24 protein-coding genes are annotated in these 24,323 nt (G+C 64.5%); 15 read left to right on the top strand and 9 right to left on the bottom strand.

Annotated elements, in window-relative coordinates:
- The first annotated feature begins 53 nt into the window (after positions 1-53).
- The 4 genes from IT549_RS08525 (at position 54) to IT549_RS08510 (ending at position 3,937) form a co-directional block, all read left to right on the top strand.
- Positions 54-497 (top strand): DUF2177 family protein, encoded by a 444-nt coding sequence (locus IT549_RS08525; protein WP_292971961.1) that lies wholly within the window; start codon positions 54-56, stop codon positions 495-497.
- Positions 498-1,145, top strand: a complete 648-nt coding sequence (locus IT549_RS08520; protein WP_292971959.1) for a hypothetical protein — start codon at positions 498-500, stop codon at positions 1,143-1,145.
- A gap of 41 nt (positions 1,146-1,186) precedes the next feature.
- Positions 1,187-3,367, top strand: a complete 2,181-nt coding sequence (gene purL / locus IT549_RS08515; protein ID WP_292971957.1) for a phosphoribosylformylglycinamidine synthase subunit PurL — start codon at positions 1,187-1,189, stop codon at positions 3,365-3,367.
- Between the two features lie 162 nt (positions 3,368-3,529).
- Positions 3,530-3,937: a hypothetical protein gene (locus tag IT549_RS08510; RefSeq protein WP_292971954.1), complete on the top strand. Its 408-nt coding sequence runs from the start codon at positions 3,530-3,532 to the stop codon at positions 3,935-3,937.
- Positions 3,938-4,105: 168 nt separating this feature from the next.
- Here the strand turns inward: IT549_RS08510 and IT549_RS08505 are convergent, their stop codons facing one another.
- Entirely contained in the window at positions 4,106-4,954 is an 849-nt protein-coding gene (locus IT549_RS08505) for a Coq4 family protein (RefSeq protein ID WP_292971952.1), read from the bottom strand.
- 114 nt (positions 4,955-5,068) lie between these two features.
- Here IT549_RS08505 and IT549_RS08500 point away from each other — a divergent pair, with 114 nt between their 5' ends.
- Positions 5,069-5,647 (top strand): hypothetical protein, encoded by a 579-nt coding sequence (locus IT549_RS08500; RefSeq protein WP_292971950.1) that lies wholly within the window; start codon positions 5,069-5,071, stop codon positions 5,645-5,647.
- Here IT549_RS08500 and serB read toward each other — a convergent pair.
- Positions 5,644-6,459: a phosphoserine phosphatase SerB gene (serB, locus tag IT549_RS08495; RefSeq protein ID WP_292971947.1), complete on the bottom strand. Its 816-nt coding sequence runs from the start codon at positions 6,457-6,459 to the stop codon at positions 5,644-5,646. The genes IT549_RS08500 and serB overlap by 4 nt on opposite strands.
- 52 nt (positions 6,460-6,511) lie before the next feature.
- Here serB and miaA point away from each other — a divergent pair, with 52 nt between their 5' ends.
- The 4 genes from miaA to ilvC all read left to right on the top strand — a co-directional run bounded on the left by miaA (position 6,512) and on the right by ilvC (position 11,120).
- Positions 6,512-7,468, top strand: coding sequence for a tRNA (adenosine(37)-N6)-dimethylallyltransferase MiaA (gene miaA, locus IT549_RS08490; RefSeq protein WP_292971945.1), 957 nt, complete (start codon positions 6,512-6,514; stop codon positions 7,466-7,468).
- A 171-nt stretch (positions 7,469-7,639) separates the two neighbouring features.
- Positions 7,640-9,382, top strand: a complete 1,743-nt coding sequence (gene ilvB / locus IT549_RS08485; RefSeq protein WP_292971942.1) for a biosynthetic-type acetolactate synthase large subunit — start codon at positions 7,640-7,642, stop codon at positions 9,380-9,382.
- 9 nt (positions 9,383-9,391) lie between these two features.
- Positions 9,392-9,907 carry an acetolactate synthase small subunit gene (ilvN, locus tag IT549_RS08480; RefSeq protein WP_292971940.1) on the top strand — a complete coding sequence of 172 codons (516 nt, stop codon included), beginning with the start codon at positions 9,392-9,394 and terminating at the stop codon, positions 9,905-9,907.
- A 193-nt stretch (positions 9,908-10,100) separates the two neighbouring features.
- Positions 10,101-11,120: a ketol-acid reductoisomerase gene (gene ilvC / locus IT549_RS08475; RefSeq protein WP_292971938.1), complete on the top strand. Its 1,020-nt coding sequence runs from the start codon at positions 10,101-10,103 to the stop codon at positions 11,118-11,120.
- Between the two features lie 138 nt (positions 11,121-11,258).
- Here ilvC and IT549_RS08470 read toward each other — a convergent pair whose 3' ends face one another.
- Entirely contained in the window at positions 11,259-12,641 is a 1,383-nt protein-coding gene (locus IT549_RS08470; protein WP_292971936.1) for an amino acid permease, read from the bottom strand.
- Positions 12,642-12,770: 129 nt separating this feature from the next.
- Here IT549_RS08470 and IT549_RS08465 point away from each other — a divergent pair, with 129 nt between their 5' ends.
- Positions 12,771-13,406 carry a YceI family protein gene (locus IT549_RS08465; protein ID WP_292971934.1) on the top strand — a complete coding sequence of 212 codons (636 nt, stop codon included), beginning with the start codon at positions 12,771-12,773 and terminating at the stop codon, positions 13,404-13,406.
- A gap of 9 nt (positions 13,407-13,415) precedes the next feature.
- Here IT549_RS08465 and IT549_RS08460 read toward each other — a convergent pair whose 3' ends face one another.
- A complete protein-coding gene (locus IT549_RS08460; RefSeq protein ID WP_292971931.1) occupies positions 13,416-14,540 on the bottom strand; it encodes an epoxide hydrolase in 1,125 nt (374 codons plus the stop codon).
- Positions 14,541-14,626: 86 nt separating this feature from the next.
- On the opposite strand from IT549_RS08460, the gene IT549_RS08455 reads away from it, so the two are divergent.
- Complete coding sequence (locus IT549_RS08455; RefSeq protein ID WP_292971928.1) at positions 14,627-15,790, top strand: CoA transferase; 1,164 nt, start codon at positions 14,627-14,629, stop codon at positions 15,788-15,790.
- Here the strand turns inward: IT549_RS08455 and IT549_RS08450 are convergent.
- The 3 genes from IT549_RS08450 to IT549_RS08440 form a co-directional block, all read right to left on the bottom strand.
- Positions 15,777-16,199 carry a PaaI family thioesterase gene (locus IT549_RS08450; RefSeq protein ID WP_292971926.1) on the bottom strand — a complete coding sequence of 141 codons (423 nt, stop codon included), beginning with the start codon at positions 16,197-16,199 and terminating at the stop codon, positions 15,777-15,779. The two genes, IT549_RS08455 and IT549_RS08450, sit on opposite strands and share 14 nt — an antisense overlap.
- Positions 16,199-17,410, bottom strand: a complete 1,212-nt coding sequence (locus IT549_RS08445) for a serine hydrolase domain-containing protein (RefSeq protein WP_292971924.1) — start codon at positions 17,408-17,410, stop codon at positions 16,199-16,201. The genes IT549_RS08450 and IT549_RS08445 overlap by 1 nt, the downstream gene beginning before the upstream one ends.
- Positions 17,411-17,488: 78 nt before the next feature.
- Positions 17,489-17,950, bottom strand: a complete 462-nt coding sequence (locus IT549_RS08440) for a hypothetical protein (RefSeq protein WP_292971921.1) — start codon at positions 17,948-17,950, stop codon at positions 17,489-17,491.
- 97 nt (positions 17,951-18,047) lie between these two features.
- Here IT549_RS08440 and IT549_RS08435 point away from each other — a divergent pair, with 97 nt between their 5' ends.
- The 4 genes from IT549_RS08435 to leuA all read left to right on the top strand — a co-directional run bounded on the left by IT549_RS08435 (position 18,048) and on the right by leuA (position 22,489).
- Entirely contained in the window at positions 18,048-18,881 is an 834-nt protein-coding gene (locus tag IT549_RS08435) for a TauD/TfdA family dioxygenase (RefSeq protein ID WP_292971918.1), read from the top strand.
- Positions 18,882-19,067: 186 nt separating this feature from the next.
- On the top strand, positions 19,068-19,907 hold the full coding sequence (locus IT549_RS08430; RefSeq protein WP_292971916.1) for a rhodanese-related sulfurtransferase: 840 nt from the start codon (positions 19,068-19,070) through the stop codon (positions 19,905-19,907).
- A complete protein-coding gene (locus tag IT549_RS08425) occupies positions 19,904-20,446 on the top strand; it encodes a hypothetical protein (RefSeq protein ID WP_292971914.1) in 543 nt (180 codons plus the stop codon). The genes IT549_RS08430 and IT549_RS08425 overlap by 4 nt, the downstream gene beginning before the upstream one ends.
- A 366-nt stretch (positions 20,447-20,812) precedes the next feature.
- Positions 20,813-22,489, top strand: coding sequence for a 2-isopropylmalate synthase (leuA, locus tag IT549_RS08420; protein ID WP_292971912.1), 1,677 nt, complete (start codon positions 20,813-20,815; stop codon positions 22,487-22,489).
- Here leuA and IT549_RS08415 read toward each other — a convergent pair.
- Together IT549_RS08415 and IT549_RS08410 are read right to left on the bottom strand one after the other, a co-directional pair.
- Positions 22,486-23,526: an alcohol dehydrogenase family protein gene (locus tag IT549_RS08415; RefSeq protein ID WP_292971910.1), complete on the bottom strand. Its 1,041-nt coding sequence runs from the start codon at positions 23,524-23,526 to the stop codon at positions 22,486-22,488. The two genes, leuA and IT549_RS08415, sit on opposite strands and share 4 nt — an antisense overlap.
- A 13-nt stretch (positions 23,527-23,539) precedes the next feature.
- Positions 23,540-24,319 carry an SDR family oxidoreductase gene (locus IT549_RS08410; protein WP_292971908.1) on the bottom strand — a complete coding sequence of 260 codons (780 nt, stop codon included), beginning with the start codon at positions 24,317-24,319 and terminating at the stop codon, positions 23,540-23,542.
- Between the last annotated feature and the right edge of the window lie 4 nt (positions 24,320-24,323).

Raw genomic sequence — 24,323 nt, 5'->3', positions numbered from 1 at the left:
GCCGCACGGGTCAAGTTGCAAGGCACTGCGGCACCTGCCGCCTGGGGAGATTTATGCTCGTAAAGATTTTGATGGCCTATGCCGTAACCGCTCTGGCCTTTGCTGTTCTCGATGCAGTCTGGCTGCGCAATGCGGTGCCGATGCTCTATCGCCCTGCGCTGGGCGAACTGATGACCGACAAGTTCCGGATGGGCCCGGCGATCGCCTTCTATCTGCTGTTCACCGCCGCGCTGACCTATTTCGCGGTGCTGCCCGGCCTGCTCAGCGCCAACGCCACCGCCTCGACGATGTTCGCCGGGGTGCCGCTGTCGATCCTGCACGGCATGCTGATCGGGCTGGTCTGCTATGCCACCTATGATCTTACCAACCAGGCCACGCTGAAGGTCTGGCCGGTGCAGGTGACGCTGATCGACCTGGCCTGGGGCACCGTGGCCAGCGGGTTTGCCGCCGGTTTCGCCACTTTCGTGGTCTCGCGCCTCTCGCCCGGCCTCGGCTAAGTGTTCATCGGCCACTGGGCGCCCGCGCTGGCGGCATCGGCGGCCAGCCGCAAGGCACCGCCGATTGCCCTGCTGTTCGTGGGCGCACAGCTGATCGACTGGGCGTTTTTCGCGCTGCTGTTGACCGGGGCCGAACGCATGCGCGTCACCCCCGGGATCAGCGCGATGAACCCGATGGACCTCTATCACATGCCCTATACCCACAGCCTGCTGGGGGCGCTGGGCTTTGCCGGGGCGGTCTGGCTGGGCCGGTCACTGGTGCTGCGTGACGTCGCGGGCGGACTGATCGGCGGTGCGGTGGTGCTGAGCCACTGGTTCCTTGACTTGCTGGTCCACGTTCCTGACCTGACGCTGGCCGGATCGCCGCCCAAACTGGGCCTGGGCCTGTGGAACCATCCGGCCGCCGAAATGCCGCTGGAACTGGGGATCACCTTTGGTGCGCTGTGGTGGTACGCCCGGGTTCGCCGGCCTGCACTGGCGCGGGTCCTGATATTGGCCGGGGTGCTGCTGGCGCTGCAGGCGATCAACTGGTTCGGCCCGGTTGAGCCCCAGGTGACGCCCGGTACCAGCTATCTCGCCTTCTTCGCCTATGGCCTGGCCACGCTGGCGGCATGGTGGATGGGGAAAAGCGAGCGCCAACCCACCTGATCGGGCTAGCCCAATCGCGCGCGCGCGGCTAAGGGCCGCGCATGTCCGAAATCACTCCCGATGTCGTCGCCCAGCACGGGCTGTCCGAGGAAGAATACGCGCATGTGCTCCACGCACTGGGGCGCGAGCCGAACCTGGTCGAGCTGGGCATCTTCTCGGTCATGTGGTCCGAGCATTGCAGCTACAAGTCGAGCCGCCTGCACCTCAAGAAGCTGCCGACCGAGGCCCCCTGGGTGATCTGCGGCCCCGGCGAGAATGCCGGCGTGATCGACATCGGCGATGGCCAGGCGGCGATCTTCAAGATGGAGAGCCACAACCACCCCAGCTACATCGAGCCCTACCAGGGCGCGGCAACGGGTGTCGGCGGGATCCTGCGCGATGTCTTCACCATGGGCGCGCGCCCGGTCGCCAACATGAACGCGCTGCGCTTTGGCCGGCCCGACCATCCCAAGATGAAGTCGCTGGTCAAGGGCGTTGTCGCGGGCATCGGTGGCTACGGCAATTGCGTGGGCGTGCCGACCGTGGGCGGCGAAACCAACTTCCACCCGGCCTATGACGGCAACATCCTGGTCAACGCGATGACCGTGGGCGTCGCCGATACCGACAAGATCTTCTACTGCGCGGCCACCGGCCTGGGCAATCCGATCGTCTATGTCGGGTCCAAGACCGGCCGCGACGGGATCCACGGCGCAACCATGGCCAGCGCCGATTTTGGCGAGGATTCGGAGGAAAAACGCCCGACTGTGCAGGTTGGCGATCCCTTCACCGAAAAGCTGCTGATCGAGGCCTGCCTTGAACTGATGGCGACCGACGCGATCGTCGCGATCCAGGACATGGGCGCAGCCGGCCTCACCTCCAGCTCGGTCGAAATGGCCAGCAAGGGCGGCGCCGGCATCCGGCTCAACATGAACCAGGTGCCGTGCCGCGAAGAGGGCATGACGCCCTATGAAATGATGCTGAGCGAAAGCCAGGAGCGGATGCTGATGGTGCTGAAGCCCGGCAAGGAAGCCATGGCCGAAGCGATCTTCCGCAAGTGGGAGCTTGATTTCGCGGTGATCGGCGAAGTGACCGACACCGGGCACATGGTGCTCGAATGGAACGGCGAAGTGGTCTGCGACATTCCGCTGGGTCCGCTGGCGGATGAAGCCCCGCTCTATGACCGCCCGCACCTCAGCCTTGCGGAATACAAGGCCTGGGCCAAGGTTGCCCCGCTGGGCGATCTGCCCGAAAGCACCGATCTGGCCGCCGATCTGCTCAAGCTGATGGCCTGCCCCGATCTCGCCAGCCGGCGCTGGATCTGGGAACAGTACGACAGCCAGGTTGGCGCCGATACGCTGCAGAAAAGCGGCGGCGATGCGGCAGTGGTGCGCGTCCACGGGCACAAGAAGGCGCTGGCGATCAGCACCGATTGCACCCCGCGCTATTGCTATGCCGACCCCTACGAAGGCGGCAAGCAGGCGGTGGCCGAAACCTATCGCAATATCTCAGCTGTTGGTGCCAAGCCGCTGGCAATCACCAATTGCCTCAACTTCGCCAACCCGCAGCGGCCCGAAATCATGGCCCAGATCGTCGAGGCCCTGCGCGGCATGGGCGATGCCTGCCGCGCGCTCGACTATCCGATCGTTTCGGGCAATGTCAGCCTCTACAACGAAAGCAAGGCGACCGGCGGCGGCTCGGCGATCCTGCCCACCCCCGCGATCGGCGGCGTCGGGCTGATGGACGATCATGAGGCGATGGCGACGATCGCTTTCAAGGCGGCCGATCAGGACATCGTGGTCATCGGCTATAATTATGACCAGCTGGGCCAGTCGCTATATCTGCGCGAAATCCACGGGCGCGAGGATGGCGATCCGCCGGTGGTCGATCTTGAGCTGGAACGCACGCTGGGCGAGGCGATCCGCGGCCTGATCGATACCGGCACGGTCACCGCCGTCCATGACGTCAGCGATGGCGGCCTGCTGGTGGCGATCGCCGAAATGGCGTTGGCGGGGTCGATCGGGGCTGAGCTGGACGGGATGAACGCCGGACTGGCTTTTGGCGAAGCGCAATCGCGCTATGTCGTCACCCTGCCCGATGCCGGTGCGCTCGAAGGGCTTGACCTGCCGCTGATGCTGATCGGCCGGACCGGCGGTGATGCGCTGGAAGTCAACGGCAAGCCGATCGCGCTTTCCGCCCTGCGCGAGGCCAGCGAAAGCTTTTTCCGCGACTGGATGGAAGGCTGAGCCTTCCTTCCCTCACATCGTCACCCCGGGCTTGACCCGGGGTCCCGCTGCCTTCTCCAATCTTGCGTTTGGCAGATAGGTTTCAGAAGAAAAGCGGGCCCCCGGATCAAGTCCGGGGCGACGAATAAGGTTAGGTTCGGCTGATCTTGGGAGTTTGGTGAGATGACCACAGGCTATTCCGGCACCCCGCTCGCCAAGAAACTGTCGCTGCGCGACGGGCAGCGGGTATGGTTCGATGGCATGCCCGAGGACGTGTTCGATGAGATTGCCGAATATGCGCTGGAACTGACCTTTGTGGCCGACCCGGCCGAAGGGATCGATGCCGCGCATGTGTTCACCGCCGAACGCGCGGTGCTGGAGGCGCGGCTGAAGGCACTGCGCCAGCAGATTGCCGCGGATGGTCAGGTGTGGGTCAGCTGGCCCAAGCAGGCATCGAACGTGCCGACCGACATCACCGAGGCTACTATCCGCGAACTGTGTCTGCCGCTGGGCTTCGTCGATACCAAGGTCTGCGCGGTGGATGATGTCTGGTCAGGCCTGAAGCTGGTGATCAGGAAGGAGCTGCGCTGAGCAGTCCCTCTCCATTTTTGGTGAAAGCCACAAATGGGGAGGTGGCATTTGCGCCAGCAAATGACGGAGGGGTCTCTGCCCTCGCGTCTGTACCCCTCCGTCTCGGCCTGACGGCCGATCCACCTCCCCATTTGCCGCCTTCGCGGAAAATGGAGAGGAACTTGGGGGCTAGGCCGCCTGCTTGACCGGCGCCATCAGGTCGTACGGATCGATACCTGCGGCACGCCATGTGGCATGGGCTTCGTTGTAGAAGCGCGGCGGCTTGATGTTCAGCCTGGCGCGAACTTCCTCGATCGGCAGCGGCAACAGTTCGCTGATCGACATCTCGACCAGCCGCGGGCAGGCCTTGCCCATGTTCTGGGCTTCACGCACCGCGCGGAAGACCGGCACCTTGACCGGGTGCTTGCGAATTTCGAGCGCCCCGGCATAGCCCAGGAACAGGTGCGCCGGGCTGGGCTGCTGGCTGTAGGTGAAGGCCAGCACGCACTGTTCGCCCAGCGCATCGCGGCCGAACCCGCTGAGGATGTGGAGCAGGTCATGCGTGTCGCGCATGCGGTTGAAGTACCACGAAACCTGATCGTCCCAGTACATGTCGGCGGGGCGGTTCTTGTCGAGTTCATCGACCAGCCCCTGCGCCGAGAGCCCTTCACGCTCCATGAAGTCGCAATAGACCTGGGCCAGGCTGCCCTTGGGCAGCTTGCGCAGCGCATCATGATCGTCGAGCAGCGCCACCAGCGAAGGTTCCTTGCGGCGGATTTCCTGCGCACGCTCGGTCTTCAGGAAGCCAAGCGCCGCGTCATAGATCCCGCGCCAGGGCAGCGATTCAAAGATCGGCGCGACCTGCGAGGTATCTTCCTTGTCCTTCACCAGTTCCTTGAAGTGGTGCCAGGCCTTGGGCAGATTGTAGCGCGCAGGCGGACGGCCCGGCAGCATCATCGGCAGGTCGGGCGCAGCAAAATCCACATGGGCCTGCGGATGGGCCGGCTTGGCGTCGAGCGGGGCGGTCATCATGTTCATGGCGAGCCTGTTAATGCGACTTACTTACAGAAGTGTCAATACAGCCAATTGTGATGGCGATCAAGTTGCAATTGCGTTACCTAATCGGGAACAGACAGTTGGGAGAACGGGATGATGGCTCGGCGCTGGCCCCTGGCATTCGGATTGCTCGCCGGCCTTGCCGCGCTCTATCTTGGCCTGTCCGGCGGCGGCGATGCTGCCGCACAGTGGGGCCGCGCCGCACGCTGGACCGCACGGATTGGCCTGCCGATCTTCCTGCTGACCTATCTGGCCTCATCGCTCGGCAGGCTGTGGCCCGGCGCTTTCACGCGCAGCATCTGGCAGGCGCGGCGCTGGTGGGGCCTGGGTTTTGCCGCGTGCCACACGGTGCACCTTTATGCACTGGTCCAGGCGGTCCAGGCCAGCAGCGAGGTGCGGACGATCGGATCGCTGATCCCGGGCGGCACGGCCTATCTGGTCATGTACCTGATGGCACTTACGTCAAACGACGCGGCAATGCGGGCCATGGGCCGCAACTGGAAACGGCTCCACAGCTTCGGCATTCACTACATCTGGCTTATCTTCACGCTGGCTTATGCCAAACGCCTGGCCGATCCGTTGACCCGGCCAGAGGCGATCTATGGTGTAACGCTGTGCCTGCTGGCGCTGGGGCTGCGACTGGCCGCTTGGCGCAGCGGCAGGAAATCGGCCTAGGCCCAGTCCGCTTCGGCGATTCCCAGCAGGCGCAGCACGCTGGTCAGATCGCCCTGGTCGATCGCGCCATTGGCGGCCGCACGAGCCTTGGGCTTGGCGTGATAGGCCACGCCGTAACTGGCCGCGACCAGCATCGGAATGTCGTTGGCGCCATCGCCGGTCGCCAGGCTGTGCGCGCCATCGGCACCAGCGACGCATTCACGCAGCACCCGTTCCTTGACCGCGCTGTCAACGATATCGCCTAGCAGCCCGCCGGTCAGCTTGCCGTGGCTGACCGCCAGCCGGTTGCCCACCACACGTTCAAAGCCCAGCCGTTCAGCCACCGGATCGGCAAACTGGTGGAAGCCCCCGGTGACCAGCACCGTCTCGCAGCTATGGGCCCGCAGCGTTGCGACCAGCCGCCCGGCACCGGGCATGTCGCGGATCCGCTGGTCAAGGCATTGCTGGATCGCATCCTCGCCCAGCCCGCCCAGCAGCCGCACCCGCTCGGTCAATGCTTCGGCAAAGTCGAGCTCGCCCTGCATCGCGCGTTCGGTGATCGCGGCGATCTGGTCTTTCAGCCCGGCAAAATCGGCCAGCTCATCGATGCATTCCTGGCCGATCATGGTCGAATCCATGTCTGACACGAACACCCCCGGCAGATTGGGCAAGTGATCGGCAATCAGCAGGTCGCTGGGCTGGAAATGGCGATCGATCACCCCGCGCAGCACATCAGCATTGGCGCCATCGGTGATAAATTGCAGCACGCCTTCGTCATGCGGCAGCGGATCGGCGCCCAGCACTTTCGCGCCGGAGGCCTCGATTGCGTGCACAGCTCGCTCCAAGTGGGCGGACAGCGCCGTTCGATCTGCTATCACCCGCGCAATGAACACGTCGTCTTCCCCTGACTCGGCCAGTCGGCCGCCGCTCGCGCTCATTGCAGGGCCGACTGCCAGCGGCAAGAGCGATCTGGCGGTGCGCCTCGCTTTGGGACTGAAAGCGCGCGGACGCGAAGGCGTGGTGATCAATGCCGACAGCGCGCAGGTCTATGCCGACCTGGCAGTGCTCTCTGCCCGCCCCTCGCCCGCCGAGATGCAAGGGATCGAGCACCGCCTGTTCGGCACCTGGGACGGCGCGGATAGCTGTTCGGCAGCCGACTGGGCCGCAGCGGCGCGCACGGAGATTGCCGAAGTCCATGCCCGCGGCGCGGTGCCGATCCTGGTCGGCGGGACGGGGCTCTATATCCAGACGCTGCTGGACGGGATCGCCCCGGTGCCGCCGATCGATCCGCAGGTCCGTGCAGCGGTGCGGGCCATGCCGTTGGCCGAGGCCTATGCGGCATTGCGGGCCGAAGACCCCGAACGCGCGGCGCGGCTTGACCCCGGTGACACCACCCGGATCGCCCGGGCGCTGGAGGTGGTGCGATCGACCGGCCAGCCGCTGGCGCACTGGCAAGCCGAACGCAGCGGCGGGATTGCTGACATGGTCACGCTCCATCCGGTGATCCTGCTGCCGCCGCGCGACTGGCTCTATGCCCGCTGCGAACAGCGCTTTGCACGGATGCTGGAGCAAGGGGCGCTGGACGAGGTCGCGGCGCTGCTGGCGCGCCGGCTCGATCCCGACCTGCCGGTGATGCGCGCGATCGGCGTGCCCGAACTGGCCGGTCACCTGCGGGGCGAATTGCCCCTGTCCGAAGCGGAATCGCGGGCCAGCCAGGCAACCCGCAACTATGCCAAGCGCCAATTTACCTGGCTGCGCAACCAGCCGCCGGACACATGGCCCCGGATCGAGGCAAAAGATTTCGATCCAGAGGCTTTGTTTGTATCTTTATTGCGCGATTAGCGCTTGACATGACATTTTCCATCTCATAGAGGCCGCCACCAGATCCGCTCTTGCCAGAGCGCCGTGAGTTGGAGAGGAGACCCGGCACAGGCCCCTGTGCCGGGTCGGTCCTTTCAGGGGGCCCCTCCCCGCCAACGGCACCTGACCGGGCAGAAGTGAAAGGTGAATGACGTGAGCGAGGAGCGCAGCGGCGCAAGCATCCTGGTCGAAAGCCTGGTGCGGCAGGGAGTGGAGTTCGTCTTCGGCTACCCGGGCGGCGCGGTGCTGCCGATTTACGATGCCCTGTTCGGTGACGAGCGGATCCGCCACGTGCTGGTCCGTCACGAGGCCGGCGCGGCGCATGCCGCCGAAGGCTATGCCCGCTCGACCGGCAAGCCGGGCGTGGTGCTGGTCACCTCGGGCCCCGGCGCGACCAATGCGGTCACAGGGATTGCCGATGCCTTTCTCGATTCGATCCCGCTGGTGGTGATCACCGGACAGGTCGCCACCGGCCTGATCGGGTCCGACGCGTTCCAGGAAGCCGATACGATCGGCATCACCCGCCACTGCACCAAGCACAACTATCTGGTAAAAGACCCCGCCGATCTGGCCGCCGTGATCGACGAGGCGTTTCAGATCGCCACCACCGGCCGCCCCGGCCCGGTGGTGATCGACATTCCCAAGGACGTTCAGGTCGCCTCGGCCCGCTGGGACGAGGCCGGCCCGCAGCGCAAGCAGCGCTACAATCCGCCCCATGCCGCCAGCGAACGCGACATTGCCCGGGCGATCGAGCTCCTGGCCAATGCCAAGGCCCCGGTGTTTTACACCGGCGGCGGCGTGATCAATTCCGGCCCCCGCGCCAGCGAACTGCTGCGCCAGTTGCAGAGCCTGACCGGCGCGCCCGTCACCTCGACGCTGATGGGCCTGGGCGCCTTCCCGGCCGATCATGCCGACTGGCTGGGCATGCTGGGGATGCACGGCACCTTCGAAGCCAATATGGCGATGAACCGGGCCGATCTGATCCTCTGCGTCGGTGCGCGTTTCGATGACCGGGTGACCGGACGGCTCGACGCCTTCGCCCCCAATTCGACCAAGATCCACATCGATATCGATCGTGCCTCGATCAACAAGACCGTGCCGGTTGACCTGCCGATCCTGGGCGATTGCGCGGCTGTGCTCGATCAGCTGATTGCGGCCTGGGACAATCGCAAGCCGCAGGACCTGAGCGAATGGAAGGCCCGGATCGACGGCTGGCGTTCGCGCAAGAGCCTGGCCTATCCGCTGCGCAAGGAAGCGATCATGCCGCAGCTCGCGATCGAGCGGCTGTATGAACTGACCAAGGATCGCAATCCGGTGATCGCCACCGAAGTGGGCCAGCACCAGATGTGGGCGGCGCAGTATTTCCCGATGTTCCAGCCGGGCAAGTGGCTGACCTCGGGCGGGCTTGGCACCATGGGTTATGGCCTGCCCGCCGCGATCGGCGCGCAGCTGGGCAATCCCGATAATCTGGTGATCGACATCGCCGGCGACGCCTCGATCCAGATGAACATCCAGGAACTGGGCACCGCCACGCAGTACCGGCTGCCGGTCAAGGTCTTCGTGCTCAACAACGAATGGATGGGGATGGTCCGCCAATGGCAGGAACTGACCTATGAAAGCCGTTATTCAGAGAGTTACAGCGATTCCCTGCCAGACTTCGTGAAGCTGGCAGAAGCCTATGGCTGGAAGGGCATCCGGAGAGAAAGCGAGGCTGATCTCGACGCCGGGATCCAGGCGATGATCGATCATCCCGGCCCGGTGATCGTCGATTGCCTGGTCGCCAAGGAAGCCAATTGCTATCCGATGATCCCATCGGGCGCGGCGCATACCGAAATGATCCTCTACGGCGACCAGGTGGCCGGAACGATGGACGACGAAGCCAAGGCGCTGGTGTAAGAGGCGATGATGAAGATCCGCAAAGAGGCGTCGGAACGCCACGTCCTGACCATCACGGTCGATAACGAAGCCGGGATCCTGGCCAAGATCGCCGGGCTGTTCACCGCGCGCGGTTACAACATCGACAGCCTGACCGTGGCCGACATCACCGAAAACCACGCGGTCAGCCGGATCACCATCGTCACCCACGGTCCGCCGGCGGTGATCGACCAGATCCATGCCCAGCTTGACCGGCTGGTCCCGGTCCACAAGGTCACCGACCTGACCGAAGCGGGCGATCACGTTGAGCGCGAACTGGCGCTAGTCAAGGTGGCCGGCACCGGCGACGCGCGGGTCGAGGCACTGCGGCTGGCCGAAGTGTTCCGCGCCAATGTGATCGACACCACCACCAGCAGCTTTGTGTTTGAACTGACCGGCGCGCCGGACAAGATCGACCGCTTCGTCGGCCTGATGCGCGAACTGGGGCTGGTCGAAGTTGGCCGCACCGGCGTGGTCGGCATGATGCGCGGAGCCGGAGCGGCATGAACTGTCCCCTTAACCCCAAACCCGTTCGTCCTGAGGAGCCGCAGGACTGAGCTTGTCGAAGGCCGAAGGCGTCTCGAAGGACCCTGGCACCACGGTGCTTCGAGACGGGGCCTTCGACAAGCTCAGTCCCCTCCTCAGCACGAACGGGATCTCTTGAAATTGACGACACCAAGTTAGGAAGCAGGAACTCAACATGAAGGTTTACTACGACGCCGACGCCGACCTGAACCTGGTCACCGATCGCAAGATCGCCGTGCTTGGCTATGGCAGCCAGGGCCACGCCCATGCCCAGAACCTGCGCGACAGCGGGGTCAAGGACGTGGCGATCGCACTGCGCCCCGGCTCGGCCAGCGCCAAGAAGGCCGAGGCCGCCGGGTTCAAGGTGATGAGCAACAAGGATGCCGCGGCCTGGGCCGACGTGCTGATGATCCTGGCCCCCGACGAGCATCAGGCCGCGATCTGGGAAAACGACCTCAAGGGCAACATGAAGCCCGGCAGCGCGCTGGCCTTCGCCCACGGCCTCAACATCCATTTCGGCCTGATCGAGGCCCCGGCCGATATCGACGTGATCATGATCGCACCCAAGGGCCCCGGCCACACCGTGCGCGGCGAATATCTGAAGGGCGGCGGCGTGCCGTGCCTGATCGCGGTCCACCAGGACGCTTCGGGCAATGCCCATGACGTGGCCCTGGCCTATGCCTCGGGCGTGGGCGGCGGCCGTTCGGGCATCATCGAGACCAATTTCAAGGAAGAGTGCGAAACCGACCTGTTCGGCGAGCAGGCCGTGCTGTGCGGCGGGATCACCCACCTGATCCAGGCCGGGTTCGAAACCCTGGTCGAAGCCGGCTACGCCCCGGAAATGGCCTATTTCGAATGCCTCCACGAAACCAAGCTGATCGTCGACCTGCTCTATGAAGGCGGGATCGCCAACATGCGCTATTCGATCAGCAACACCGCCGAATACGGTGACATCACCACCGGCCCGCGGATCATCACCGCCGAAACCAAGGCTGAAATGAAGCGCGTGCTGGCCGACATCCAGTCGGGCCGGTTCGTGAAGAACTTCGTGCTCGACAACCGCGCCGGCCAGCCCGAGTTGAAGGCTGCCCGCAAGGCCGCCGAAGCCCACCCGATCGAACAGACCGGCAGCAAGCTGCGCGCGATGATGCCGTGGATCGGCAAGAACAAGCTGGTCGATCAGGAAAAGAACTGAGCCGATTCCTCCCCTTCAGGGGAGGGGGACCATCCGAAGGATGGTGGAGGGGCACGCGCGGGTGATCCTGAGACATCAGGAAAACTCGCCCGTGCCCCTCCGCCACTTCGTGGTCCCCCTCCCCGTACCGGAGAGGAACTACACTCTGGCCTTTTTCACTAATCCGAAACCCAGCAGGAACAGCCCGGCCACCAGCAAGCTGGTCCACAGCTCGATCTGGCGCGCGGGGTTCAGCGCCATGAACAGCAGCACTGCGCTCATCACCGCGATCGTGGCCAGGGTCAGCCAGGGGAACAGCCACATCCGGACCTGGATCTTGTCCGGCGCGGTCTGGTCAAGCCGGCTGCGGATCCTGAGCTGCGCCACCGCGCACAGGATGTAGAGCAGCAGCATGGTCGCGCCCGAGCTGTTGATCAGGAAGCTGAATACCGTGTTGGGCGAAAGCCGCTCGGCGGCATAGGCGGCATAGCTGAACAGGCTGGCGGCGATGATTGCGCGGGCCGGAACCTTGCGGCGGTTGACCTGCACCAGCCACTGCGGCGCATCGCCGTGCTTGGCCAGGCCAAACAGCGTGCGCGAGGTGATGTAGAGGCTCGAATTGAGGCACGACAGCACCGCCACCAGCACCAGACAGGTCATGATGAACTTGCCGCCCGGCACATGGATCGCCTCCAGCGTCGCGGCGAAGGGTGAATAGCCCGCCACCACCCCGTTCCACGGCAAAATCGCAACGATCAGCGCCAGGGTGATGACATAGAAGATCAGGATCCGGGCCGAGACCGACAGCGAAAGCCGTGCGATCACCTTGGCGCTTTCCTTGCTTTCGGCGGCCGCGATCGTGGCAATTTCGGCGCCGCACATGGTGAAGATGGTCGATGCCACCGCCGCCAGCACCAGCCCCCAGCCATTGGGGGCGAAACCGCCGTGCTGGGTCCAGTTGGCCACGCTGGCCCCGGCCGGATTGGTGATCCCCAGCACCCAGGCCCCGGCGATCGCAATGAAGGCCAGGATCGCGCCGACCTTGATCAGCGAGAACCAGAATTCGAACTCGCCATAGGCGCGGGTCGAGAGCAGATTGACCGCAGTCAGCGCCAGCATTAGCGCAACGCCGATCTGCCATTCGGCGAACATCGGATACCATTCGCGCAGGATCTTGGCCCCGGCGACCGCCTCAACCGCGACCACCACCGCCCAGAAATACCAGTAGAGCCAGCCCGACAGGTAGCCGGCCCAGTGGCCGATCCCTTCGCGGGCGAAATCGGGAAAGGCCTGCACGCCGTCGAGCGAGCTGGCCATTTCCGAGATCATCCGCATCACCAGCATCACCGCGAGGCCAGCGATCCCGAACGAGACCACCGCCGCCGGGCCGACCTGGCTGATCGTGGTGCTCGATCCGACAAACAGCCCCGCACCGATGATCCCGCCCAGCGTGATCATGGTGACATGGCGGTTTTCCAGGCTGCGGCCCAGCTGGACGTCGTCACCGGCCGCGGCGATGTCGATTTCGGCATAGTCGGTCATGCGATGTGGTCTCCCCTTGGCAAAGACTTAGCCGATGCCCGCCGCAGGGCAAGAGTGAGCGGGCGCAAAGCGCTTGACCGGCGGGGTGCTTGCGCCAGACTGCACGGCAAATCCTGTGGGAGAATACCGATGCGTCCGATTGCCATTGCCGCCCTGCCGCTCGCCCTGGTGCTGGCCGGCACTGTCTGGGCAGAGCCGAAGCAGGCGCCTGGCAAGCCGGATGTGACGCGGGTCGCCGCCGGAACCTATACCGCCGATCCGCTGCACACGCTGGTCGAATGGCGGATCAACCATATGGGGTTCAACGACTATTTCGGTCTGTTCGGATCGATCACCGGCACTCTGGTGATCGATCCCGCGCAGCTTGATCAGGCGCGGGTCGCGGTGCGGATCCCGGTGCGCAAGGTGACCACTGCCAGCGAAGGGCTGACCGGCCACCTGCTGCGCCCGTCCGGCGACGGCGGCAAACCGGACTTCTTCGGCCCAAAGCCCGCCGACGCCCTGTTCGTCTCAACCGCGGTCAAGCCGGGCGCCGATGGCACCAGCGCCAAGATCGAAGGGCGGTTGACCCTGAACGGCGTGACCCGTCCGGTCACACTCGACGCGCGCTTTGCCGGGGCGGGCAAGAACCCGATGAACGGCAAGCAGACGCTGGGCTTTCATGCCACGGCGCGGATCATGCGATCGGAGTTCGGGATGGCGACCAGCATTCCGCTGGTGGGCGATGCGGTGGACCTGCAGATCAGCGCCGGGTTCCAGCGCTAGGGCCAGGACCTAGGCCATCTTGCTGAACGCGGTGCGCAGTTCGCGGACGAAGGCTTCGGGCTGTTCCCAGGCGGCGAAGTGGCCGCCCTTGTCCATCTCGCCCCAGTGGACCAGGTTCCTGACGCTGCGTTCAACCCATTTGCGCGGTGCGGGCAGGATCTCTTTCGGATAGGCGCTGATCGCCATCGGCAGGGTGAATTCCATCGGCGCGAAAGCATTGAAACTTTCCCAATAGAGCCGTGCCGACGAGGCACCGGTGCCGGGCAGCCAATAGAGCATCAGGTTGTCGAGGATCTGATCGCGGCTCAGTGCATCGTAGGGTGATCCCGAATTGTCGGTCCAGGCCCACATCTTTTCCAGGATCCACCCGGCCAGCCCGACCGGGCTGTCCACCAGCCCGTAACCCACCGATTGCGGGCGGGTGCTCTGCTGCTTGGAATAGCCCGAATCCCACTCCTGATAATGCTGCAGGGCCTTGAGCGCGCGGGCTTCGGCCGGGCTGGGGTTTTCAAGATCCTGCGGTTCGGGCCGCGCGATCGGCATGTTGATGTGGATGCCCAGGCAGCCCTCGGGCTTGATCAGGCCAATCGCGGAGGTCACCGCACTGCCCCAGTCGCCGCCCTGGGCGACCCAGCGCTCATAACCCAGCCGCTGCATCAGCTCGATCCAGCACAGCGCAATCTTGGGCACGCCCCAGCCGGTCTCGCGCGGCTTGTCCGAAAAGCCGAAGCCCGGCAGCGAAGGCGCGACGACGTGGAAGGCCAGTTCGCCCGCCGGCGGGTTGGCCAGGGCATCGATCACGCCCATGAATTCGATCACCGAGCCTGGCCAGCCGTGGGTGATCAGCAGCGGCACGGCATCGGCACGCGGGCTGCGGACATGCAGGAAATGCACATCGAGGCCCTGAAGCTCGGTCTTGTACTGGCCCAGCGCGTTGAGCCGCGCCTCGCACCGCCGCCAGTCATAGCCCTTGCGCCAATAGCCGACGAGGTCCTGCAGCTCCGCCAGCGGCGTACCTTGCGACCAGTCGCTGACGGTTTCCTTGTCGGGCCAGCGAGTCAGGTCGATCCGCTGGTGGAGGTCGTCCAGCTGGCTTTGCGGAATGGCGAGTGTGAATGGGCGAATCTGGGTCATGCCGCGCAGGCTAGTCCAAGTTCGCGATTGTGTTAACCGTCCGATTAAAGCTATCCCGGTGGGGAATTGCAGGGAGAGGCATCGGGATGGTCCAGCCGCAGCTTGACGGGATCAGGGTGATCGATCTGACCACGGTGGTGTTCGGGCCCTATTGCACGCAGATCCTGGCCGATCTGGGCGCCGACGTGATCAAGATCGAGCAGCCGGGTGTGGGCGATGCTTTCCGCTGGTCGGCCGAGGCGGCAAAGACCCCGGGCATGGCTCCGGGCTTCATGGCGGTGAACCGGGGCAAACGCTCGATCGCGCTCGACCTCAAGCAGGAGGCTGACCGCGCGGTGGTGCTGGACCTGCTGCGCGATGCCGACCTGTTCGTGGTCAACGTGCGCGGCAAGGCGCTGGAACGGCTGGGGCTGGATTATGACAGCCTGCACGCGATCAATCCGCGGCTGATCTATGTCCACTGCGTCGGCTTTGGCCAGCAGGGCCCCTATGCCGATCTGCAGGCCTATGACGATGTGATCCAGGCCGCGACCGGCACCACCACGCTGCTGCCGCGCGTCGATGGCGATCCGCGCCCGCGCTATCTGCCCTCGCTGATTGCCGACAAGGTATCCGGGCTGCACGCCGCCTATGGCGCGCTGGCCGCGCTGTTCCGGCGCGAGCGCAGCGGCGAAGGGCAGTTCCTTGAAGTGCCGATGTTCGAAAGTTTCGCCAGCTTCATGATGCTGGAGCATCTGGGCGGGCAGACCTTTGATCCCCCCAACGCGCCGGTTGGCTATCCGCGCCAGATCCACCCGCTGCGCCAGCCCTTCCCGACCAGCGACGGCGCAATCGCGATCGTGATCTATTCGCACGAAGCCTGGGACAAGCTGTTCGACCTGTTGGGCGATCCCGCCTTTATCGCGCAGGAGCGCTTCAATGTGAAAGGCGGGCGGGCCGCGCACCAGGACGAACTGTTCATTCACCTGACCGAACTGACTCGCAATTTCACCACCGCGGAACTCCAGCAGCGCTGCGAGGACGCCGATATTCCGGCGCAGCCGGTCCGCGATCTGGGCGAAGTTATCGCCGACCCGCACCTGAACGCAGTCGGCTTTTTCGCGCGCCGCGAGCATCCCAGCGAGGGTGCCTATTTCGAACAGGCGCAGCCGGTGCGGTTTGGCGGCGTCGCAGAACGGCCCGCCCGGATGCCGCCGCTGCTGGGCGAACATTCGGACGAAATCCGCGCCGAACTGGCTAGGCGGACGTAGCTGCCTTCGAGGCCGCCTCCACCCTGGCCCGGTCGGCCAGCATCAGGGTTGAACTGGCGGTGGCGAGCAGATCGCCTGTCGCATCCTTCAGGCAGCCTTCGACAAAGGCGGTCTTGCGTCCGGCCTTGACGATCCAGCCTTCGGCAAAGACCGGTCCGGGCCGCGCCGGGGCCAGGAAGCTGACCTTAAGTTCCAGCGTCATCGGCACGATCCCCTCACCCAGCCGGGCGATCAGGGCATGGGCCATCGCCGCATCGATCCAGCCGGTAACGAACCCGCCCTGCACCACTCCGCCCGAATGGCACTGCTCGGCCCTGGCCAGGTATTCGAGGCACGAACGGCCCGCATCGGCATCCATGGTGACGATCCGGGTCAGGCCCATGACTTCATACAGCGAATTCTCGGCCATCAGTTCATCGCCGCATAGATCAGGGTCTTGAGCTCGCGCCGGATCGGATAGGCGCTGCTGGGCGAAAGCTGGGTCATGAAGACCATGGTCACCTCCTCTACCGGATCGACGAAGAAGTAGGTCGAGAACATCCCGCCCCAGTTGAATTCGCCGACCGAGCCCGGCAGCATCGAGCGCGCCGGATTGAGGTTGACCGCAAAGCCCAGCCCGAAGCCGACCCCGCCATAGCTTTCCTCGCTGAACAGGCTTTTCGACATGCTGGCGATGTCGGCCCCGCCCGGCAGGTGGTTCATGGTCATCAGGTCCAGCGTCTTGCGGCCGATCACCCGTTCCCCTTCGAACACCCCGCCGTTCAGCAGCATGGTGGTGAAACGGTGATAGTCGAGCGCGGACGAGACCAGCCCGCCCCCGCCCGAAAGCTGGCGCGGCATCCGACTCCACGCGCTTTCGCCGCCCTTGTCATACATCACCCGGCCCTTGCCAGGCACGAAGGTATAGCAATCGGTCAGCCGGTCGATCTGGTCGGCCGGGACCATGAAGCCGGTATCCTTCATCCCCAGCGGGGCAAAGATATGCTCGGCGAAATAGGCATCGAGGCTTTGCCCCGAAAGCCGCTGCACCACCGCCCCCAGCACATCGGTGGACACCGAATAGTTCCACGCAGTGCCCGGCGAGAATTCCAGCGGCAGCTTGCCCAGCGCGCCGACCAGTTCGTCCAGCGTCAGGTTGCCGTGCCAGTTCTCCAGCTTGCCCTCACGGTGGGCCAGATCGATGTTCGAACGGTTCTGGAACGAATAGGTCAGGCCCGAGGTATGGCGCAGCAGGTCCTGCATGGTCATCACCCGATCGCACGGTTTGGTCAGGAACGGCACCCCGCCCCCGCCGCCGGCATAGACCCCCTGCCCCTTGAATTCGGGCAGCACGTGATGAACCGGCGTTTCCAGCGCGACCTTGCCCTGTTCAAGCAATTGCATGAAGGCGATCGAGGTGACCGGCTTGGTCATGCTGGCGATGCGGAACAGCGAAGTCTCGTCGATTGCGCCGCCGCCCTCACGCGCCGCGCCCTGCGAGGAGAAGTGCGCAATATCGCCGCGATGCGCGACCAGCACCTGGGCATGCGGCAGCAGGCCGGTATCAAGGTATTGCTGCTTCACGAAGCTGTCGATCCGGGCAAGCCGGGCCTTGTCGAACTTGGCAGTAGTGGTGGTCACGTATCTGGCGCTCCGGATGCGATAGGTTGCAGTTTCGCACCGGTTATTGCCGCTGGAATGCGGCGGGGCAAGCCCGGATCAGGGGGTAAGTACGCCTTCCCTGATCAGCACCCGGCAAGTACCCGCGAAACTTTCCAGCAATTCATGGATCGCGGCGCGCACTTCGGCGGCCAGCACCAGCCGCCGCGCGCTGCGCAGGCCGCCTTCCCATTCAAGCAGCAGGCCGCGATCGAGCAGCGCGGCCACGCGCCGCCGCACCGTTTCGCGCGGCAGGTCAGCCGCGCGCGCCACCGCCCGGCGCGAGACAGCGACGATCCGGTCCTGCTCGACCAGCGCGGTTGACAGCGCCAGCCCGTCCGGATCGGGATTGCGCAGCATCCGCTGGACCGATCCCAGCGCCACCGTGAGCACGATCAGCAGGTCTTCCGGATCGAGCGCAAAGGTGCGGCGCAGCACATCGCTGGCCGCCAGGAAGTGATTGACCGCCAGAAAGCCTGAAAGCCGCAGCTTGGCATCGGCCATGTCATGATCGACCTGCATCGCGCTTCCTCTATGCGACCTGAAATGGGTCAGCGTTCGCTAGCATGATTGGCGCCCGCTTGCCATCATCGCGCCAAGCCAAAAGGGGAGAACGATGATGAGCGCTACTGGCTGGCACGAAGTGCAACTGGGCCCGGTGATCGGCAGCGAAGTGACCGGGGTGGACCTCAACCAGCTGGACGAGGCCCTGATCGCCCGGCTGCGCGACCGGCTGGCCGAACGGCAGGTGCTGGTGATCCGCGATCAGCAGCTGAGCCGCGAAGCGCACAAGGCGGTCGCGCGGATCTTTGGCACCGGGCAACTGCACCGCCACGCGCTCAACAAGGCGCGCGGCGGCGATGTTGAGGAAGTCTATCCGGTTCGCACCACCGCCGAATCGAAGATGACCGCCGGGGAAGCCTGGCATACCGATGTGTCGTGCGATCCCGATCCGATTGCCGCCAGCCTGCTCTACATGCACCAGGCCCCGGCTGGCGGCGGCGGTGATACGATCTATTCGAGCATGTACGAATGCTATGAGCGGTTGTCGGCGCCGATCAAGCAGCTGGCCGAGCAGCTTTCAGCCACGCATGACGGGGCATTTCCCTATCGCCAGATCTACGGGTTCGAACCCGAAGCCGGGCAGTTCAACCGCACGGTCCATCCGGTGGTGATCCGCCACCCGGTGACCGGGCGCAAGGTGCTGTGGGTCAACCGCGGCTTCACCACCGGGATCAAGGGGCTGAACCATGTCGAGAACCGGCACCTGCTCGAAATGTTCTTCCAGCACATCGAAAGCACGCTGACCGCGCAGTGCCGGGTGCGCTGGGAAGATCGCACGCTGGTGATTTGGGATAATGTCGCGACCCAGCATCATGCGGTGTGGGATTACTTCCCCAACGCCCGCTATGCCGAACGGGTTTCGGTGGTGGGGCCGATATTGGCGGAATAGCCGCGCCGCATACCTGGCCTCGTCACCCCGGGCTTGACCCGGGGTCCCGCTGCCCTTCCTATCCTGGCAATCAAGGACGCGGCCAAACGAAAAAGCGGGACCCCGGGTCAAGCCCGGGGTGACGGTCGGATTCGATGGTTTGGGTTTGGGTTCAGCTTTTGGTGCTCTTACGCTATGGGCCCGCGCATGACCGACCTGCCGCTCCCCATCAAAGTCGCCGCGCTTTACCGCTTTACCCCGTTCGAGGATTTGCCGGCCCTGCGCGGGCGCTTGCTCGAGCTGTGCCGGGGCCAGCAAATCAGAGGGACACTGCTGATCGCCAGCGAGGGCATCAACGGCACGATAGCCGGCAGCGATGTGGCGATCGACGCGGTGATTGCCGCACTGCGCGAGCTGCCCGGCTGCGCAGAGCTTGACGTGAAATATTCACGCGCGCCGAAGCTGCCGTTCCAGCGGATGAAGGTGCGGATCAAGCGCGAGATCGTGACCATGGGCCAGCCGCAGGTTGATCCGCTCGATCCCGGCCATTACCTCTCACCCGAACAGTGGAACGCGGTGATCGCCGATCCCGAAACCGTGGTGATCGACACCCGCAACGATTATGAAGTGGCGATCGGCACCTTCCAGCGCGCGATCGATCCCGGCACCCGCAGCTTTCGCCAGTTCCCGGACTGGTTCCGCGCTCACCGCAAAGACCTGCTTTCACCGGGGACCAAGGTTGCGATGTTCTGCACCGGCGGGATCCGCTGCGAGAAATCGACCGCCTTTCTCAAGGCCGAGGGGATCGACGAGGTCTATCACCTCAAGGGCGGGATCCTGAAGTATCTGGAAGACATGCCCCCGGAGCAGAGCCTGTGGCAGGGGCAGTGCTATGTCTTCGATGAACGCGTCAGCGTGGGGCATGGATTGGTGCCGGGTGAATACACCAGTTGCAAGGCCTGCGGACGGCCGGTGAATGAGGCGGATCTGGAGCGATGTGGCATTGGTCCGGGTGCAGGTTGCCCTCAATGCCAAGCTGCAGCATGAACGGCGGAGCCACAGACCGAAAGGGTGATTGCATGTTCGTTCAGTTCATCAGGCAGAACTATGAGAAGATCCTGACTGCCGCCCTGCTGATCCACATATCGCTTGAAGGCGTACTGGCGATCCTGCGTTTCGGATTCGGATTCACTTTCGCCGCGGTCGGACCAATCGTCATCGTGCTGACGCCCCCATATTTCATGGCGCTTGTCACCCTCTATGTCCTGATCTTCACCCGAAGCTTGCGCGACGAATATGTCGACAAGCTTTGGCAACGCGCGGCGCGCAGCTTTTCGATCGTGGTGCTGACTTTACCCTGGCTGTGGATCATCACCTGGACGCTAAAGGGCCTGATGCTACCAAACGCCAAATGGCTGCCAAGCGATCCGGCGACCCCACTGTTCGAGTTGAACGGGGTTGATACGACCAGCGTCGCACAGAACCAGGTGGCTGGCATGGACTTCGTGCTGGGCGCTATCTGGACTTTTGGGCCACCCGTGTTTGCCTTGCTCTACAAATGGCACGCCTGGCGGGATCGGATTTGACTCCCGGTTTTCCTACATCGCGGCGATCTGATAGTTTCACCGAATGCCACCCGGTTCCGGAAATCGTCGCATCCCAAGGCCGCGCCCAGTGCGCGGCCTTCGTGCATCTGGCGTACTCCTTTATGGCTTTCAAAAAGGTGCTCCCAGGATGCATTTCATCAACTTGCATTCCGCGCAAGCGCCCGCAAACCCCTTTACAGCGCGGATTCCTGCGGCCATAGGCTATGCCCATGATCTCGCCACTTGGCCTTACCCTGCGACTTATCCGCCCTTGGGCGTGAGCTGGCGTGCGCATGGGCGGCACGCAGCGCCGCTCAAGGGGACAGAAATCGCCACAAAGTCGCAAAGCCAAGCAGAGATACCGCAATGACCATGCTGAACAACCCGGGCGTCAAGTACCGCCCCTTCCCGCCGATCAACCTGCCTGACCGGACCTGGCCGTCCAAGGTCATCGAAAAGGCCCCGCGCTGGCTTTCGACTGACCTGCGCGATGGCAACCAGGCGCTGATCGATCCGATGGGCTCGGAAAAGAAGAGCCGCTTTTTCGACCTGCTGCTGAAGGTCGGGGTCAAGGAGATCGAGGTTGGCTTCCCGGCTTCGGGTGCAACCGATTTCGATTTCATCTCGGGGCTGGTCAAATCGAACCGCATTCCTGATGACGTGATCGTCCAGGTGCTGACCCAGTCGCGCCGCGACCTGATCGAAACCTCTTTCGCCAGCCTTGAAGGCGCGAAGCAGGCGATCGTCCACCTCTACAACGCGGTCTCGCCGGTCTGGCGCAAGGTCGTGTTCGGGATGAGCAAGGACCAGATCAGGCAGATCGCGATCGACGGGGCCATGGTGCTGCGCGATCAGGCGGCCAAGTATCACGATACCGAATGGACTTTCCAGTACAGCCCGGAAACCTTTTCGACCGCCGAAGTCGAATATTCGGTCGAGGTCTGCGCGGCGGTGATGGACGTGCTGCAACCGACCGCCGAACGGCCGATCATCTTCAACCTGCCCGCCACGGTCGAATGCGCGACGCCCAACGTCTATGCCGACCAGATCGAGCTGTTCGGCCGGATGATCCCCAACCGCGAGGCGGTGGTGATCTGCCTGCACACCCACAACGATCGCGGCACCGGTGTTGCCGCAGCGGAACTGGGGCTGATGGCGGGCGCGGACCGCGTCGAAGGCTGCCTGTTCGGTAACGGCGAGCGCACCGGCAACTGCGATCTGGTGAACGTCGCGCTCAACATGTACACGCAGGGGATCAACCCCGGGCTCGATTTCTCGAACATCGACGAGATCGCGCAGACGGTGGAATACTGCAATCAGCTGCCGATCCACCCGCGCCATCCCTATGTCGGCGAACTGGTCTACACCTCGTTCTCGGGCAGCCACCAGGACGCGATCAAGAAGGGCTTTGCCGCGCGCGAAGTCCAGAACGACGAGATCTGGGCCATGCCCTATCTGCCGATCGATCCGGCCGATCTGGGCCGCGATTACGAGGCGGTGATCCGCGTCAATTCGCAAAGCGGCAAGGGTGGCTTCGCCTGGGTGCTTGAGCAGGACCAGGGCCTCAAGCTGCCCAAGAAGATGCAGGCGCACTTTTCCAAGCATGTCCAGGAACTGGCCGATGAAGTGGGCCGCGAGCTGTTTGCCGAAGACATCTGGGACGTGTTCCAGCGGGTCTATCACGTCAACACGCCGCAGCATTTCCAGCTGCTCGACTACGAGGAATCGAAGGCACCAGACGGAACCCGGATCTTTGCCGGCAAGATTGCGGTCGATGACAAGGAACAGTCGGTCTCGGGCCGCGGCAACGGCCTGATCAGTTCGGTCGTAGCGACTATCACCGAAACCTTTGGCGTCTCGCTTGAGGTCAAGGACTATGCCGAACACGCGATGACTGCCGGGTCGGACGCGCGCGCGGCGGCCTATGTCGAATGCGTCACCCCGGGCGGCAAGACCATCTGGGGCGTCGGGATTGACGAGGACGTGGCCACTGCCAGCGTCCGCGCGGTGCTATCGGCGGCGAATGAGGCGGCGGCCGGTTAATCCGGTCGCAGCACCATTTTCAGCGCCCCGGCCTCGCGCGCCTCGAACAGGCGATAGGCCTCGGCCCCTTCGCTCAGCGGCAGGCGGTGGCTGATGTAGCGTTCGGGCTGAAGCCGGCCGGACTGGACCAGCGGGAACAGCGCCGGCAGCTCCTCGGGCACCGAGCAGGTCCCGGCGCGGAAGGTCAGCCCGGCGGCAAAGGCGCGTTCAAGCGGGAACGGATAGCGGCGGCTCTGCTGGACGCCGATCACCGAAACCGTCCCGCGCCGCGCCACCAGCCGCAGCGCCAGATCGACCGTAACATCGCTGCCGACCACTTCGACCACGCATTCAAGCTTGGCTCCCTTGGTGTCTTCCTTGACCCGGTCGAGCACTCCGTCGGGATGCAGCGCGATTGCCCCGGTGTGCGCAGTCATCGCCCGGCGCTCGGCAATCGGATCGATCGCATAGACCACGTGCGCGCCCATCACAAAGGCCGCCTCGACCGCCATCAGCCCGATCGGCCCCAGCCCGATCACCGCAACCGAGGAACCCGGCCGGATGTCGGCCCGCCGCGCACCGTACCAGGCCGTGGCCAAGGCATCGGTCATCATCAGCGCCTGGTCCATGCTGACGCCATCGGGCACCTTGACCGCGTTCATGTCCGCCGCCGGGACCCGCACCGCCTCGGCCTGGGAGCCCTGCAGCCGGGCCGACAGGCCATAGCAGGACCCAAGGTTGAACTCGCAGTTGGCGACATTGCCCGCCAGGCAGGACCGGCACGCCCCGCAGCCGACCGCGGCCGGCAACATGACCTTGTCCCCCACCTTGACCCGGCTGACCGCGCGCCCGACCTCGACCACCTCGCCCACGGCCTCGTGCCCGACGCAGAAGCCGACATCTTCGGAAAAGCCGTGGCCGTGGTAAATGTGCAGGTCTGACCCGCAGATCGAGCAGGCGGTTACCTTGACCACGGCATCGCGGTCACTCTCAGGGGTCGGATCGTCCATCCCCTCATACCGCACGTCACGCGCACCGTAATATCGAAGAGCCTTCATCGCCTGTCCTCTGTCAGTAGATCGTATAGCCACCATCGATCACGATGGTATCGCCAGTGTGATGCAGCGAACCCCGGCTGGCGAGGTAGACCGCGATGGCGGCGAAGTCCGATCCGTCGAGCCAGTCACCGGTAGGCACGCGTCCGATCACCGCGTCGGTGAACTTGTCCCACTGCTGCAGCCCTTCGGTCATGCCCGAGCGGGTCCAGCCTGGCAGGATCGAGTTGGCGGTGATGCCATAGCGTGCCAGTTCGACCGCCATGGCCCGGATCATCGTCACCACCGCGCCCTTGGTGGCGGCGTAGTGTTCGTTCCGCGCCGCACCGTGTATCGCCGAGGTCGAGGATATCCCGACCAGCGAGCCGCCGCTGTCGCCAGCCTTGTGCCGTTCGATCATGTGCCGTGCAGCCTCGCGCAGGGTGAACAGCACGCCGTGGACGTTGACCGCCTCGATCCGCCGGAAATCCTCTTCGCTGATCTCGAACACGCTCTTGCGCGAGATCGAGATGCCGGCGTTGGCGATAGCCTGGTCGATCCGGCCGAACTCGCCGACGATTGCCGCGACCCCAGCCGCGACTGCCGTCTCGTCTGAGACATCGACCAATGCCGATCGGACCTCGCCGCCGTGCTTGCGCAAAACCTCGGCTGCGGCGGCATTGCGTTCGGCGTTGGTGCCCCAGATCACCACGGTTGCGCCGTGCTGGGCCAGCCCTTCGGCCATGCCCAGCCCAATGCCGTTGTTGCCGCCGGTAACCAGCGCAACCTTGCCGGTCAGATCGAACAGCGAGGCCATTGGC

It is taken from the genome of Novosphingobium sp., assembly GCF_020852455.1.
Classification (GTDB): domain Bacteria; phylum Pseudomonadota; class Alphaproteobacteria; order Sphingomonadales; family Sphingomonadaceae; genus Novosphingobium.
The sequence above is the reverse complement of the archived record's forward strand: the minus strand, read 5'-3'. Positions and strand labels throughout refer to the sequence as shown.